At 72.0% G+C, this 13,718-nt stretch carries 16 protein-coding genes; 9 read left to right on the top strand and 7 right to left on the bottom strand.

Going from position 1 to position 13,718, the window contains the following annotated elements:
- Positions 1–46: 46 nt before the first annotated feature.
- Positions 47–724, bottom strand: a complete 678-nt coding sequence (locus tag FHX33_RS16975) for a hypothetical protein (RefSeq protein ID WP_183428760.1) — start codon at positions 722–724, stop codon at positions 47–49.
- A 109-nt stretch (positions 725–833) separates the two neighbouring features.
- Here FHX33_RS16975 and FHX33_RS16980 point away from each other — a divergent pair, with 109 nt between their 5' ends.
- Positions 834–1,400, top strand: a complete 567-nt coding sequence (locus FHX33_RS16980) for a M15 family metallopeptidase (protein ID WP_039922530.1) — start codon at positions 834–836, stop codon at positions 1,398–1,400.
- Positions 1,401–1,435: 35 nt separating this feature from the next.
- Here FHX33_RS16980 and FHX33_RS16985 read toward each other — a convergent pair whose 3' ends face one another.
- A complete protein-coding gene (locus FHX33_RS16985; protein ID WP_183428761.1) occupies positions 1,436–2,056 on the bottom strand; it encodes an NAD(P)-dependent oxidoreductase in 621 nt (206 codons plus the stop codon).
- A 59-nt stretch (positions 2,057–2,115) separates the two neighbouring features.
- Between FHX33_RS16985 and FHX33_RS16990 the strand changes: the two genes are divergently transcribed.
- From FHX33_RS16990 to FHX33_RS17005, 4 genes are all read left to right on the top strand, one after another.
- On the top strand, positions 2,116–2,607 hold the full coding sequence (locus FHX33_RS16990) for a MarR family winged helix-turn-helix transcriptional regulator (protein ID WP_021764620.1): 492 nt from the start codon (positions 2,116–2,118) through the stop codon (positions 2,605–2,607).
- 10 nt (positions 2,608–2,617) lie between these two features.
- The gene (argG, locus tag FHX33_RS16995; protein WP_039923446.1) at positions 2,618–4,054 is read left to right on the top strand and encodes an argininosuccinate synthase; all 1,437 of its coding nucleotides are present in this window, start codon (positions 2,618–2,620) and stop codon (positions 4,052–4,054) included.
- Positions 4,055–4,413: 359 nt separating this feature from the next.
- Entirely contained in the window at positions 4,414–5,136 is a 723-nt protein-coding gene (locus FHX33_RS17000) for an alpha/beta hydrolase (protein WP_021764618.1), read from the top strand.
- Between the two features lie 4 nt (positions 5,137–5,140).
- On the top strand, positions 5,141–5,590 hold the full coding sequence (locus FHX33_RS17005) for a MarR family winged helix-turn-helix transcriptional regulator (protein ID WP_021764617.1): 450 nt from the start codon (positions 5,141–5,143) through the stop codon (positions 5,588–5,590).
- On the opposite strand, the gene FHX33_RS17010 is transcribed toward FHX33_RS17005, so the two are convergent.
- Complete coding sequence (locus FHX33_RS17010) at positions 5,553–6,530, bottom strand: diacylglycerol/lipid kinase family protein (protein ID WP_021764616.1); 978 nt, start codon at positions 6,528–6,530, stop codon at positions 5,553–5,555. The two genes, FHX33_RS17005 and FHX33_RS17010, sit on opposite strands and share 38 nt — an antisense overlap.
- 244 nt (positions 6,531–6,774) lie before the next feature.
- Positions 6,775–8,061 carry a serine/threonine-protein kinase gene (locus FHX33_RS17015; RefSeq protein ID WP_338092043.1) on the bottom strand — a complete coding sequence of 429 codons (1,287 nt, stop codon included), beginning with the start codon at positions 8,059–8,061 and terminating at the stop codon, positions 6,775–6,777.
- Positions 8,062–8,211: 150 nt separating this feature from the next.
- Between FHX33_RS17015 and FHX33_RS17020 the strand changes: the two genes are divergently transcribed.
- From FHX33_RS17020 to FHX33_RS17030, 3 genes are read left to right on the top strand one after another with little or no spacing between them, the layout of a single operon-like run.
- Complete coding sequence (locus FHX33_RS17020; protein WP_039923582.1) at positions 8,212–8,727, top strand: MarR family winged helix-turn-helix transcriptional regulator; 516 nt, start codon at positions 8,212–8,214, stop codon at positions 8,725–8,727.
- A 50-nt stretch (positions 8,728–8,777) separates the two neighbouring features.
- Entirely contained in the window at positions 8,778–8,942 is a 165-nt protein-coding gene (locus FHX33_RS17025; protein ID WP_169730356.1) for a hypothetical protein, read from the top strand.
- A 13-nt stretch (positions 8,943–8,955) separates the two neighbouring features.
- Positions 8,956–9,207: a DUF6458 family protein gene (locus FHX33_RS17030; RefSeq protein ID WP_021764808.1), complete on the top strand. Its 252-nt coding sequence runs from the start codon at positions 8,956–8,958 to the stop codon at positions 9,205–9,207.
- Between the two features lie 81 nt (positions 9,208–9,288).
- Here FHX33_RS17030 and FHX33_RS17035 read toward each other — a convergent pair whose 3' ends face one another.
- From FHX33_RS17035 to FHX33_RS17045, 3 genes are all read right to left on the bottom strand, one after another.
- Positions 9,289–10,683: a pyridoxal phosphate-dependent decarboxylase family protein gene (locus tag FHX33_RS17035; RefSeq protein WP_039923581.1), complete on the bottom strand. Its 1,395-nt coding sequence runs from the start codon at positions 10,681–10,683 to the stop codon at positions 9,289–9,291.
- A gap of 121 nt (positions 10,684–10,804) precedes the next feature.
- On the bottom strand, positions 10,805–12,157 hold the full coding sequence (locus tag FHX33_RS17040) for an MFS transporter (protein ID WP_183428763.1): 1,353 nt from the start codon (positions 12,155–12,157) through the stop codon (positions 10,805–10,807).
- A 53-nt stretch (positions 12,158–12,210) separates the two neighbouring features.
- On the bottom strand, positions 12,211–12,762 hold the full coding sequence (locus tag FHX33_RS17045; protein ID WP_183428764.1) for an XRE family transcriptional regulator: 552 nt from the start codon (positions 12,760–12,762) through the stop codon (positions 12,211–12,213).
- A 31-nt stretch (positions 12,763–12,793) separates the two neighbouring features.
- Between FHX33_RS17045 and FHX33_RS17050 the strand changes: the two genes are divergently transcribed.
- Positions 12,794–13,717 (top strand): DMT family transporter, encoded by a 924-nt coding sequence (locus FHX33_RS17050; protein ID WP_039923879.1) that lies wholly within the window; start codon positions 12,794–12,796, stop codon positions 13,715–13,717.
- Position 13,718 lies beyond the last annotated feature (1 nt).

Genomic DNA, 13,718 nt, shown 5'->3' on the forward strand with positions numbered 1-13,718 from the left:
GTCCACATTCGGCACGAATCGCAGCGGCGGTCAGGGGCTCGGGGCGTCACGCCGTGATCCCGCACCCCTCCGCGGTGATGCGGTCGCCGGTGCCGACCTGGATGGTGGCGATCGCCGGATCGGTGCGCCAGGCGCCGAAGACGATCGAGCGGCCGGAGGCGTCGGTCACGGCGTACGTGATGAGGGCCTCCCCCATGCCGGAGGTCTTGCGCGCGTCGGGGTAGGCCGTCACCAGGTCGTCGATGGTGGAGCCGATCCCGATGCCGTTCGCCGTGCGGGGTCCCGTGCCCGCCTCGGCCGGGACCTCGGCGTTGAGGACGATCGACGTGACCCCACCTGCCGCCGACTCGCCGGTCCCGACGCGCAGGCCTGTCGGGGTCGAGACGAAGTCGAGGCCGCAGCCGTCGCCGGCCACCTCGGGCTCGAACGCGGCGAGCACGTCGTGCTGCTCGGTCGACGGCGTTCCGAGGACGATCGGGCCGACGGCGTCGAAGCCGATGGTCCAGGTGGACGGCTGCGCCGGGTCGGCGACAGCGCCCTCGACGTCAGCGTTCGGCGCGGCCGAGGCCGGCGCCGAGCCCGACGAACCCGACGAGCCCGGCGTGCCTTCGACGAAGCCGGGCGTCGACGGCGCCGGCACGCAGCCGGTCAGTGCGAGCGCCCCCGCAGCGAGCCCGACGGCGACGGCGACAACGGCGACGGAAAGTGGACGGTGTTCCCCCATGGTGATCCCCCCTCGTGGATCCCCCGTTTCTATCAGATCCCTCGCTCGACGGACACGGATGCGCCCAGCGGCGGATGACCGGGCCCTCGGCCGCTGCGACGCTGGAATCATGCCCGTACCCCGTCGACGTCTGCTCTGCACCGCCCTCACCCTGTCCGCCCTCCTCACCCTCACCGGATGCGCCGCCTCCACCGCCGAACCGTCTCCTGACGCGGAGCGCGCGACGCAGACCGGGCCGCTGGGCGACGACGACGGGTACATCCCCGAGGGCTCGTCCCTCCCGCTCGACAGCGGCAAGCCCGCCGTGCAGCGCCTCGACCCGGCCCTGCTCGACGCCCTCCGCGCGGCGCAGGAGTCGGCGGCGCGGCGCGGCACCGAGATCACGATCGCGGACGGCTGGCGGTCGGAGCGCTACCAGGAGACCCTGTTCGCGCAGGCCGTGCAGCAGTACGGCAGCGAGGAGGAGGCTTCCCGCTGGGTCAAGCGCGGCACCGATTCCGCCCACGTCGCGGGAGACGCCGTCGACATCGCGACAGCGGATGCCATGGACTTCCTCAACCGCTTCGGGGCGGAGTGGGGGATCTGCCAGGCGTACGCCAACGAGCTGTGGCACTTCGAGCTGCTCACGGCGCCGGGCGACGAGTGCCCGGCACCCGCGGCGGACGGCCGGGGATAGCGCGCGAGTCCCGCCGGGAGGCGGTGCGGCCGCGCTCACCCGGCGATGCCGACCGCCTGCCGGATCGTCTCGGGCCGGTCGAGGCACGCCAGCATCCCGGCGGCCAGGTCGGCCCGCGACACCGTGAAGCCGCGCGGGACGCTGCCGCCGATGCGCGTGCGGTAGCGCCCCGTCGCGGCGCGGTCGGTCAGCATCGGCGGCCGCAGGGCGGTCCAGGCCGTGGAGGATGCACGGAGCGCAGCCTCCATCTCGCGCAGGTCGTCGTAGACGGGGCGCAGGATGCGGCCGATCAGCGGCAGGGCGATGCGACGACTGAGGAAGCCGTCGTCGGCCGGAGGAGGCTCGACAGGCGCGGCGCTGATGACGACCAGACGGGCGGGCTCGGCGGCCAGGATGTGCCGCGTCGCCGGTGCGGCGACCGGTGCGTCCTTCCGCGACCGCGGCCCGATCGCCGACAGCACCGCGTCGGCGCCCTCGATCGCCGCACGCAGGGCAGCGGTGTCGGAGAAGTCCGGGATGACGCGGACCGCGACGCGCCGATCCGTATCGGGAGTCGGGCGGCGCAGCACGGCTGTGACAGCGTCGCCGCGCTCGAGGGCCTGTGCGACCAGGAGGCGTCCCGTGCGGCCTCCGGCACCGAAGATGGTGAGTCTCATGTCGTCATAGTAAGTGATGATCACAACACCGTGCAATCACTGATTGGTACGATGTCGGGATGCCGCCCGCCGACATCCCCGCGCTCGAGACGCGCGCCAGCTTCCTGCTCTCGCAGCTCGGCCTCCAGAGCGCCCAGCGCTTCACCGCCGCGCTCGCGCCGCTCGGGATCACGCCCAACCGCTTCGGGGTCCTCGCCCACCTCTCCCACCAGGAGGGTCGCACGCAGCAGGAGCTCGCCACCGCACTCGGGCTGCACCGCAACTCCATGGTCGGGATGATCGACGACCTGGAGGCGCGGGGGCTGGTCGAGCGGCGGCGGCACCCGGACGACCGCCGCGCCTACGCCATCCACCTGACGCCCGCGGCTCGCGAGGTGCTCGTGGCCGGCGACGCGCTCGCCGACGAGCTGGAGCGGACCACGCTCGCCGCGCTCGACGAGGCCGAGCGCACCACCCTGATCGCCACCCTCACGAAGCTGGCGGCGACGTCCGGATACCCCGCGGGCGTCCACCCCGGACTCGACGCCCCCGGCCGCAGCACGCCCCACTAAACTGGAGCGCGTGTCCAAAGTCTTGAGCAGTCTCCCGGTCGGTGAACGAGTCGGCATCGCGTTCTCGGGAGGTCTCGACACCTCCTGCGCGGTCGCCTGGATGCGCGAGAAGGGTGCGATCCCCTGCACCTACACCGCCGACATCGGGCAGTACGACGAGCCGAACATCGGCGAGGTCCCGGGCCGCGCCCACGAGTACGGCGCGGAGATCGCGCGCCTGGTCGACGCGAAGGCCGCGCTCGTCGAGGAGGGCCTGATCGCCCTCCAGTGCGGCGCGTTCCACATCCGCTCCGGCGGCAAGACGTACTTCAACACCACCCCCCTCGGTCGCGCGGTCACCGGCATCATGCTGGTGCGCGCGATGATGGAGGACGGTGTCGAGATCTGGGGCGACGGCTCCACCTACAAGGGCAACGACATCGAGCGGTTCTACCGCTACGGGCTCGTCGCCAACCCGCGCCTGCGCATCTACAAGCCGTGGCTCGACTCCGCGTTCGTCGAGGAGCTCGGCGGCCGCAAGGAGATGAGCGAGTGGCTCGTCGCCCGCGGCTTCCCGTACCGCGACGCCACCGAGAAGGCGTACTCGACCGACGCGAACATCTGGGGTGCGACCCACGAGGCCAAGCGCCTCGAGGAGCTCGATGCCGGTCTCGACATCGTCGACCCGATCATGGGCGTCGCCGCCTGGCGCGAAGACGTCGAGGTCGTGCCCGAGACGGTGTCCGTGCGCTTCGACGGCGGCCGCCCGGTCGCCCTCAACGGCGTCGAGTTCAGCGACGCCGTCGCCCTCGTGCTCGAGGCGAACGCGATCGGCGGCCGTCACGGCCTCGGCGCGTCCGACCAGATCGAGAACCGCATCATCGAGGCCAAGAGCCGCGGCATCTACGAGGCGCCGGGCATGGCCCTCCTGCACATCGCCTACGAGCGCCTCCTCAACGCCATCCACAACGAGGACACGGTCGCCAACTACCACAACGAGGGCCGCCGCCTCGGCCGCCTGATGTACGAGGGCCGCTGGCTCGACCCGCAGTCGCTCATGCTGCGCGAGTCCCTGCAGCGCTGGGTCGGCTCCGCGATCACGGGCGAGGTCACCCTCCGCCTGCGCCGCGGCGACGACTACACGATCCTCGACACCACGGGCCCGGCGCTCAGCTACCACCCGGACAAGCTGTCGATGGAGCGCGTCGGCAACGCCGCGTTCGGCCCGGCCGACCGCATCGGCCAGCTCACCATGCGCAACCTCGACATCGCCGACTCGCGCTCGCGCCTCGAACAGTACGCGGCCTCCGGTCTCATCGGCGGCCCGACCGCCGAGCTCGTCGGGACCCTGGAGGCCGGCAGCGCCCGCGCCATCCTGGAGCTCGACGTCGACGAGACCGACGACGCCCTCTCGCGCGAGATCGACGCCAGCTCCGAGGGCGCCGCCTTCGACTCCGGCACCGACTGAGCGGAGCTCCCGCATCTCGCGAGGTGAGAGTAGTTGCGGGTATTCGGGGTGCTATACCCGCAACAACTCACCCCTCGCAGGAGCTCATCCACACGCACGCCTCCCGGATCTCGCGAGGTGAGAGTAGTTGCGGGTATTCGGGGTGCTTTACCCGCAACAACTCACCCCTCGCGGAAGCGCGAGCGCGAGCGCGCCCACTCGTGCCCAGCCGCAGCTCGCGAGGTGAGAGTAGTGGCGGGTACTCGGGGTGGTTTACCCGCAACAACTCACCCCTCGCGGAAGCGCGCGGGCGGGCGCGCTCACCCACGCGCGCGCCCCGAGATAGTCAGCTAGCTGAGCATCCGGCGTAGGGTGGGGGCATGGGAAAGCGGATCGGGATCATCGTGAGCTGGGTCGCGGCCGTGCTGGTGCTCGTCGTGATCGGGTTCCTCGGCTGGGCGAACACGCCGATGATGGGCGAGCGACCGGCGGCCATCGCGGCGTGGACGGATCCGGCGGTGCAGATCCGGGATGCGGGCGACGCGGTGGTCATGGCGCCGACGGGCGAGGCGTCCGGCGAGGGCCTGGTGTTCATTCCGGGCGCGCGCGTCGATCCGTACGCCTACCTCTACAAGCTCTCGGGCGCAGTGGCCGAGACGGGGCTGACGGTCGTCATCACCAAGCCGACGCTCAACCTCGCCTTCTTCGACACGCGCCCGCTGAGCACCTTCACGAGCCTCGCGCCGGGCGTGACCGATTGGGCGGTCGGCGGCCACTCGCTCGGCGGCGTGCGCGCCTGCCAGCTGGCCGACGACAAAGCGGTCAGCCGGCTCATCCTGTTCGGCAGCTACTGCGCGAACGACCTCTCGACGACCGACCTCGAGGTGCTCTCGATCGGCGGCGGGAACGACGGCCTCAGCACTCCCGCGAAGATCACGGATGCGGCGCATCTGCTGCCCTCGGACGCCACCTTCGTGGAGGTGCCGGGGATGACGCACGGCCAGTTCGGCGACTACGGCCTCCAGCCGGGCGACGGCACGGCCACGATCAGCGACGACCAGGCCCGTGACGCGATCACCGAGGCGCTCGCCTCAGTATTCTGAGGCGATGGACGCACGCGCCGAGGAGGATCAGCAGCGACCCGAGAACTGGCCGCTCGGCCGGCTGCTCGGCGCCGCCTCCCGTGCCGTCGAACGGGCCTGGGCCGAGGCGCTCGACGCGCGCGGCCTGACCCACGCGGGGCTGATCGTGCTGCACATGCTGGAGCTCGGGGTCGTCTCGCAGGCCGACCTCGCCCGCATCGCCCAGGTGGAGGCGCAGACCATGTCGCGCACCGTCGACCGGCTCGAACGCGAGGGACTCGTCACGCGCGAGCCCGACGCATCGGACCGGCGGCGTCACGTGCTCGCGATCACGCCTGCCGGCCGCGCCGCCTTCGAGCAGGTGCGCGGACTGGAGGACGAGGTCTTCCCGGAGGTCGACGACCCGGCCGCGCTCCGCGCCGCGCTCGTCCGGATCGTCACCGCGCCGCAGGCTCCCGGTCCGACGGCACCCTGACGACCAGGCTTAGCGGGTCGATCCGCGTGCGCATGGCGGTCACCTCGCCGAACAGGTCACCGTCGAGGTCGACGGGCTCGGGTCGGTCGAGGCGGAGGACGAGCTCCTTGCCCTTCAGGTAGTTCATCGCCTGGATCTCGTGACCGGAGCCCATCAGGCGCCGGCCCGCGCTGGTGCGGCGCAGGACGCCGTTCTCCCAGAACACCTTCGCGACGATCTGCACCCAGCCGAAGAACCCCTCGGGACGCAGCACGACGATGTCGAACTGCCCGTCGTCCACCGCCGCGTCGGGCAGCAGGAGGATGTTGGCGGGCAGCGAGCCGCAGTTCCCGACGATCACCGTGTGCGCACGCACGGAATGCACGCGGCCGCCATCGAGGCTGTAGCGCAGCCGCAGCTCGTTCTTGTCGCGCAGCACGGTTCCGATCGCCTTTACGTAGGCGAGCCAGCCGGCCTTGGCCTTGAGGTCGTCGTCGGTCGCCGCGATCATCTGGGCGTCGATCCCGAAGCCGGCCATGACGAGGTAGGCGTGCTCGCTCCTCTTCCCGGCGGCGTCGCGCAGCTCGGCGACGCCGACGTCGATCGGGCGGTCGTCGCCGCCGAAGGCGCTGTCGAGCGCGTTCTCCACGTCGTCGAGGGTGAGGCCGAGGTTGCGGGCCAGGAGGTTGCCGGTGCCGGAGGGCAGCAGGGCCAGCGGGGTGCCGTGCCCGCGGAGCGCCTCGGCGACCGTGCGAACGGTGCCGTCACCGCCGGCCGCGATCACCACATCCACCCCGCGCTCGAGCGCCTCCCGGGTCTGGCCGGCGCCGGGGTCCTCCTCGGTCGTCTCCAGCCAGAGGGTCGGCTCCCAGCCCCAGCGCTCCTCGGCGGCGCTCAGCGCGGCTCGGAGGGCGGGCTCGTCGACCTTCACAGGGTTGACGACGATCGCGGCGATGCTCATTCAGGTCCTCTCGTTGCCTCGACCGTACCCGGTGGACTAGCGGTCGGCGACATCCCGCAGCACGACCTCCACCAGCACGACCAGGCACACGGCCACGATCGCCCAGGCGAGGAGAGTGAGAACCATCACGCTCCCTTCCTACCGGAGCGGTGGCGGCCGGGTGCCGAAACGCGGCAACTCGTAACATGCGGGACGGAAACGTCACACGCCGGAAACGCGGGAGGCCGCGCGGCGAGCGGGCGGGTCAGCCCTTGCCCTTCCCCTTGTTGCCGTTGTTCCCGTTCCCGTTGTTGCCGTTGCCGTTGTTCCCGTTGCCCTTGCCGTTCCCGTTGTTCCCGTTCCCGTTGCCCGTGTTCCCGTCGTCCGGGGCGGTCGTCTCCTGCGCGGGAGCAGGCGCGGGAGTCGGGACGACAGCCGGGGCGACGTTCTGCGGCGGAGTCTGCACGCTCGGCGTGGGCCGCGGCGTCGGGCCGGTGTCGGCCGTCTCCCCTCCGGGTGCCAGGAGCGCGCCGAGAGCGAGCGCGCCCGCCACGACGACGGCGGCACCCGCCGCGACGAGGACGGTCGCGAGACGGCGGCGCCGGCGCGGAGGAGCGGCAGCCGGCTGCGTCGGCGCGGTCGCGCCGGGTCCGCCGGGCTCAGCGTTCCCGGCGGGCATCGCCACGGTCGGCACGTCCTCCACCACCGGCGCCGCCTCCACCGCCGGCACCCACCCGGCCAGCTCCGGCCCCATCACCGCCGCCATCGTGGCGACCTCGGCGGCGGTCGGCCGGAGGTCCGGGTCCGCGCTGGTCATCGCCAGCAGCATCCCGCGCCATCCGTCGGGGAGGTCGGCCGGCACGGACGGATCGTGCGCCGCACGGGCGGCGACGGCCTCCACCGGCGTCCCCGGATACTGCCGCACGCCCGTGAGGGCTTCCAGCACGACGAGCCCGAAGGCGTACACGTCGGCCGCCGGGCCGGGGTCGGCTCCGCGCAACTGTTCGGGGCTGAGGTAGCCCGCGGTGCCGATGACGGTCCCGGCTGTCGTCACGCGGTCGGCTCCGAGGAGGTGCGCGATGCCGAAGTCGGCGAGCTTCACGATCGGCGCACGCCCCGGCACGCTCGAGGTCGCCAGGAGGATGTTGGCCGGCTTGAGGTCGCGGTGCACCATCCCGGCGCCGTGCACGACGGCGAGCGCCTCCGCCACGTCCGCGGTCAGGGTCGCGACCTGCTCCGGCGGGAGCGGGCCCTCGTCGAGCCGCGACCGGAGGTCCTGCCCGTCGACCAGCTCCATCACCAGGAAGCTCGGGGTCGTCTCGCCGTCGCCCGCGAGGTGCGCATCGAACAGCGTGACGAGATGGGGGTGCGACAGGCGCGCGAGCGCGGTCGCCTCCCCGCGGCGCCGGGTGTCGTCGGCGGCCGTCCCCGCGGGGAAGAGCTTGATCGCGACGAACCGGCCGAGCTGCCGGTCGTAGGCGCGATAGACGGTCGCCATGCCGCCGCGACCGAGCCGGTCGCGCAGCTCGTACCGGTCGAGTAGCGGATCCACCGTGCGAGCATACGCGCAGCCGAGACTCCAGGCAGCGGGAGGGGTCGATCGCATTCCCCACCGTGAATACGCTCAGAATCGCGACCGGGGCCCTTGAACCGGCGGCGGATGAGGGCCTGGCTGGGGAGAGTGGGAGATCGGGAGCAGCAGGTGGCAGGCGTCGGGGGCGAGACACCCCGGCCCGACACCGGTGTGCTCGAGGCGCTGCAGGTGTACCGCGCGGCGGAGGCGGCGATGCGGCGCCGCACGGGTGCCGCGATGGGCATGGGCGACAACGACCTCCTGGCCCTGCGGCTCATCCTCGACAACACGGCCGCGGGCCGCCCGACCGCGGCGAAGGACCTGAGCCGGTATCTCGGGATCTCCAGCGCCTCGACCACGGCGCTCATCGACCGGTTGGAGGGGGGCGGTTTCGTCGAGCGACGCCGCAGCGTGACGGACGGCCGCTCGATCACCCTCCTGCCCACGCGCGCCGCCCTCGGCGAGACGGGACCGCTGCTGGCCGAGGCCAACGCGCAGCTTGCCGCCGCCTCCGCCGAGCTGAGTCCCGACGAGGCCGAGACGGTCACGCGGTTCCTGACGCGGATGCGCGAGACCGTCGATCGCATCTCGGCCGATCGCGCGAGGGTTAGACCCGAAAGACGTCGCAGTCAAGGGGATTACTAGGCAACCGAAACAGTTGTTCGATGGTGTGCGTCAAGGAAAGGACACTCTCCATGAACATCCTGCTCATCATCATCGCGATCATCGCGATCGTCCTGCTGCTCACCGGAGGCTTCGTCCAGTCGCTGAACTTCCTGCTGTGGGTCGGCATCATCCTGCTCGTGCTGGCGGTGATCGTCTGGCTCGTGCGCATGCTGACCGGCAGTCGCCGGGTCTGATCGGAGACGTCGCATGAGCCTCGGTACAGGTATCGTCCTGCTCGTCATCGGTGCGATCCTGGCGTTCGCCCTGAACGTCCAGGTCGACTGGATCGATCTGCACCTCGTGGGCTACATCCTGATGATCGCCGGCGCCGTCGGCATCATCCTCGGGATCGTGCTGCTGTCGCGCCGCCGCCGAAGCGTGGCGACGACGCGCACGGCTGTAGACCCCACGACGGGCGAGCGTGTGACCCGCCGGACCGGCGAGTCGGACCAGCTCTGACGTCACCCCCGAAACGACAGGAGCCCCGCACCATTCCGGTGCGGGGCTCCTTCGCGTTCGGGCGGCGGAAGGCCGGCTGCCTCACATGGTGTCGAGGATGGCGACCAGGTCCTCGAAGGTCGTCAGCGGGTTCAGGATGGCGAACCGGGTGTTCGGGCGCCCCGCGTGCGAGCTCGGGGTGACGAACGCGCGCTGCTCCTCCAGCAGGCGAGCCGACCACAGGGCGTAATCCTCGCGGGTCCAGCCGTCGCGCTCGAACACGACGACGGAGAGCTGCGGCTTGCGGACGAGCCGGAAGCCGTCGCGCCGTTCGATCTCGGCCGCGATCCTCTCCGCGAGGCGCAGGGAGGCCGTGACGGCATCCCGGTACGCCGCTGCGCCGTGGCTCGCGAGCGAGAACCAGAACGGGAGTCCGCGCGCGCGGCGGGTGAGGTGGATCGCGTAGTCGGACGGGCTCCACTCGGCGGCGTCCGTCAGGGTGTCGAGGTATTCGGCGTGCTGCGTGTGCGCGCGGCGGCCGGCCTGCGGGTCGCGGTAGATCAGGGCGCAGGCGTCGAACGGCGCAAAGAGCCACTTGTGCGGGTCGACGATCACCGAGTCGGCGTGCTCGACGCCGGCGAACAGGGGACGCGCGAGCGGGGACAGCATCCCGGCCAGGCCGTAGGCGCCGTCGATGTGCAGCCAGAAGGGGAACTCGCCCTTGAGCGCGGCGATGGAGGCGATGTCGTCGACGATGCCGAAGTTCGTGGAGCCGCCGGTCGCGACCACGGCGAAGACCGCGTCCCCGTACTCCTCCAGCGCGGCACGGACGGCCTCGCCGGTCAGGACGCCGGACTCGCCGGGCGAGACGGGGACGACGTCCACATCCATCACCCGCGCCGCCGAGGCGACGGAGGAGTGTGCCTCCGCGCTGCAGACGATCACCCAGCGGTCCGACGGGGAGTGGCCCTCGGCCCGGGCGTGGTCGCGCGCCGCGACGAGCGCGGACAAGTTGCCCAGCGTCCCGCCCTGCACGAACACGCCGCCCGCGGTCGCCGGGAGGCCGAACTCGGCAGCCAGCCACGAGAGCACCTGGTTCTCGGCGTACACCGCGCCCGACCCCTCCAGCCACGATCCGCCGTAGACGGCGCTGGCCGAGACGACGAGGTCGAACGCGGTCGCGGCCTTGGTCGGCGCGGTCGGGATGAACGACAGGTACTGCGGGTGGTCGGTGGTGATGCAGGCCGGGGCGAGCACATGCTCGAAGACGGCGAGCGCGCGCTCGGCGCCCATCCCGCTCTCGGAGACGGTCTGGCCGGCGAGGCGGCGCAGCTCGTGCTCGGGCAGCGGCTTGTCGAGCGGGGTGTCGGTGCTCAGGATGCGGCGGCGCGAGTAGTCGAGCACGAGGTCGACGAGGTCGCGGGTCTCGGGGGTGACGGCGTGCATCCGGTCGGCGGACAGTGGGGACTGGGTGTTCATGGGACCTCCGCGGACCATGCTTTCACACGGAATGAGCAGGAGTGCGGCATTGGACGCAGGATTCGTGCGCCGTATTCCGGCGGAGCGCATCGATCCTGTGCGAACTCTCGCCAGGGCGGCGATACCGATCCCCGTCGCGCTATCCGGCGACGGATTCCTCGACGGCGGCCTCGTCCGCTCCTCCGGCCGCGCCGGCGGCGAGCCCCGAGGGGTCGATCGGGTCGCGCCGGTCGCGCAGGAAGAGGGACGCGACGAAAGCCACGACCAGCGCCGCGGCGATCACGACGAAGACGATCGTGATCGACGACCCGTCCGCGATCGCCCCGAGAGCGGGAGCGAGGAATCCGCCGAGAGTCGTCGAGAGCCCGAGGGTGATCCCGCTCGCCGTGCCGATGTGCCGGGGCAGGTACGCGTGCGAGAGCGTGACGTGCAGGGCGAACGGCACGAACAGGGCGACGCCCAGCAGCGCCGTCGCCACGATCGCGACACCCGCGGACGGCGCCGCGACGATGGCGCCCGCCGCGAGAGCCGCCACCGCGTAGCCGAGGGGGATGACGATCCGGCGCCCGAAGCGATCGGCGAGGAACCCGCCCAGCAGCGTCCCGATCGCGCCGGCCGCGGGGAACACGGCGAGCGCGACCGCCCCCACACCGGCTCCTGCCTGGAAGCGCTCGGCCACGTAGAGCGCGATGAAAGACGTGGTGCCGATGTACGCGAGCGACCAGAACGAGATGACGACGAGCAGCCAGGCGAAGCGACCCCAAGCATCCGCCGCGGCGGCGGGGAGGGCGGCCGTGACCGTCGTGGAGGGAGCGACCTCTTCGTGCGCCTCCTGCACGGGATGAGCGGGCGCCACCTCCCTCGCGCGGTGGCGACGGACGGCGAGGTAGACGACGATGACGGCCGCCGTGGGCACGAGGAGCAGCGGCGTCGAGCCGAGTCCGAGCGTGCCCGCCGTCAGCCCGACGAGGAGCGGCGCCAGAGCGACGCCGACGTTGCCACCGACGGAGAAGATGCTCATGGACCGGTTGGTGCCGCCTCCGGTCGCTCGGGCCTCGACGGTCGCGGGCGGGTGATAGGCCGCGACGCCGACGCCGGACAGCGCGACGATGACCCAGGTCAGCCAGTAGCTCCCCGAGGTGAGGCCGGCGGCGGCGACGCAGAGCGCGGCGAAGGCGAGGCCCGCCGGCACCATCCACCGCAGGTCGAGCCGGTCGCTGAGCCAGCCGAAGACCGGCTGGGTGATGCTCGAGAGCGCGGTGGAGGCGAGCACGATCCCGGCGGCGGCCGCGTAGTCGTAGTGCTGCTGCGCGATCAGGGAGGGCAGCATCGCGGCGACGGCTCCGGTCTGGAAGTCGTTCATGGTGTGCGTCGACACCAGCGACCAGAAGCGGGCGCGGCGGCGCGGTATGAGGGTCGGGGTGGGCACGGCATCCTCCACGGTTCGAGCGGGCAGGATGCGACCGTATTCGATGCGCAACTCCTCAGACAAGCTGAGGAGTTGATTCGCGACACGACATGGCGGATCCGCGCTATCGGCGCCCCTCAGGAGACGACGAGCCGCACGAATCGCGCGGTCTCCGCCCCGACTGCGGCATACGAGTACCGCTGGGCGCTGGAGTAGATCGCGTGCTCTCCGACACCGAGTTCGGAGACCCCGTCCTCGCGCTCGATGCGCAGCCTCCCGGCGGTGACGAAGACGATCTCGTGCCAGCCGGCCGGGTCGGGCTCGGCGTCGTAGCGTTCGCCCGCGGCCAGCGCCCACGTCCAGAGCTGGGCGTCCGTCCGGGCGGGGACCGCGCCCACGAGCGCGGCGACGCTCTCCGCCGAGGCGCCGCGCCAGGCGACCGCGTTCACGGCGGTCGGCAGCGCGGACGGCTCCGCGACGAGCGTGACGAAGTCGGTGTCGAGTGCCTCGGCGACCCGGTCGAGGCCCGAGAGGCTGATGTTGGCCTCCCCCGCCTCCAGGTTGATGATCGTGCGACGGCTGATCCCGGACCGCTCGGCGAGCGCGGCCTGGCTGAGGCCGCGCTCCTGGCGCAGGCGGCGGAGGTTCCCGGCGACCTGGGCGAGGACGTCGGCGCCGTGTTCTGGCATGTGCATCATTCTGCACCATAGGATGTGCAGGATGCTGCACACACCGGATCGGACCCGCGACCCCGCGCGGCGGCGCTTCGCCGTCAGCCGGCAGGAGGGCGCGCTCCTCGCGATCACGGCCCTCTGGGGGTCGACGTTCCTCATCGTGCACCTGGCGATGGAGCACAGCGGTCCGTGGTTCTTCGTCGGGCTGCGCTTCGGGGTCGCCGGGCTGCTCGGCCTCGTGATCTTCCACCGATCGGTGCGCGGGATGCGCTGGCGCGACGTCGGCGCGGGCGCGGCGATCGGCGTCTCCATCGCGCTCGGCTACGGGCTGCAGACGATGGGCCTGCAGACGATCAGCAGCAGCACCTCCGCCTTCATCACCGCCCTGTACGTGCCGCTCGTCCCCCTGCTCCAATGGCTGGTGTTCCGCCGGGCGCCGCGGCCGCTCACCCTCGTCGGCGTCGGGCTCGCCTTCGTCGGACTGCTGCTGCTCGCCGGACCGGACGCGCTGACCGTCGGGCTCGGCCCCGGCGAGATCGCCACCCTGGTGAGCACGCTGCCGATCGCGGCCGAGATCCTCCTGATCGGGCTGTTCGCGAAATCGGTCGACGTGGGCCGCGTCACGATCGTGCAGCTGCTGGTGGCGGGAGGCGCCGGGTTCCTCGCCATGCCGATCGTCGGGGAGGCCGCACCCGCGTTCTCCTGGGCGTGGCTGCTGCCCGGCGTCGGGCTGGGCGTCGCGAGCTGCGTCATCCAGCTCACGATGAACTGGGCCCAGCGCTCGGTCTCCCCCACCAGGGCGACCATCATCTACGCGGGCGAGCCGGTCTGGGCCGGTGTCATCGGCCGCATCGCCGGCGACCGGCTGCCCCCGATCGCGATCGCCGGGGCCGGGCTCATCGTGGCCGGCGTGATCGTCAGCGAGCTGCGACCGGCGAAGCGCCGTGAGACCCCACCCGGCCTCGGCTAGA

The sequence above is a fragment of the Leifsonia aquatica genome, assembly GCF_014190775.1.
Lineage (GTDB): Bacteria > Actinomycetota > Actinomycetes > Actinomycetales > Microbacteriaceae > Leifsonia > Leifsonia aquatica.

Excerpts from the sequence above, each read along its gene's own strand:
- FHX33_RS16975 (WP_183428760.1), bottom strand. The coding sequence starts at position 724 with ATGGGGGAACACCGTCCACTTTCCGTCGCCGTTGTCGCCGTCGCCGTC.
- FHX33_RS16980 (WP_039922530.1), top strand. The coding sequence starts at position 834 with ATGCCCGTACCCCGTCGACGTCTGCTCTGCACCGCCCTCACCCTGTCC.
- FHX33_RS16985 (WP_183428761.1), bottom strand. The coding sequence starts at position 2,056 with ATGAGACTCACCATCTTCGGTGCCGGAGGCCGCACGGGACGCCTCCTG.
- FHX33_RS16990 (WP_021764620.1), top strand. The coding sequence starts at position 2,116 with ATGCCGCCCGCCGACATCCCCGCGCTCGAGACGCGCGCCAGCTTCCTG.
- FHX33_RS17000 (WP_021764618.1), top strand. The coding sequence starts at position 4,414 with ATGGGAAAGCGGATCGGGATCATCGTGAGCTGGGTCGCGGCCGTGCTG.
- FHX33_RS17005 (WP_021764617.1), top strand. The coding sequence starts at position 5,141 with ATGGACGCACGCGCCGAGGAGGATCAGCAGCGACCCGAGAACTGGCCG.
- FHX33_RS17010 (WP_021764616.1), bottom strand. The coding sequence starts at position 6,530 with ATGAGCATCGCCGCGATCGTCGTCAACCCTGTGAAGGTCGACGAGCCC.
- FHX33_RS17025 (WP_169730356.1), top strand. The coding sequence starts at position 8,778 with ATGAACATCCTGCTCATCATCATCGCGATCATCGCGATCGTCCTGCTG.
- FHX33_RS17030 (WP_021764808.1), top strand. The coding sequence starts at position 8,956 with ATGAGCCTCGGTACAGGTATCGTCCTGCTCGTCATCGGTGCGATCCTG.
- FHX33_RS17035 (WP_039923581.1), bottom strand. The coding sequence starts at position 10,683 with ATGGTCCGCGGAGGTCCCATGAACACCCAGTCCCCACTGTCCGCCGAC.
- FHX33_RS17045 (WP_183428764.1), bottom strand. The coding sequence starts at position 12,762 with ATGCCAGAACACGGCGCCGACGTCCTCGCCCAGGTCGCCGGGAACCTC.
- FHX33_RS17050 (WP_039923879.1), top strand. The coding sequence starts at position 12,794 with ATGCTGCACACACCGGATCGGACCCGCGACCCCGCGCGGCGGCGCTTC.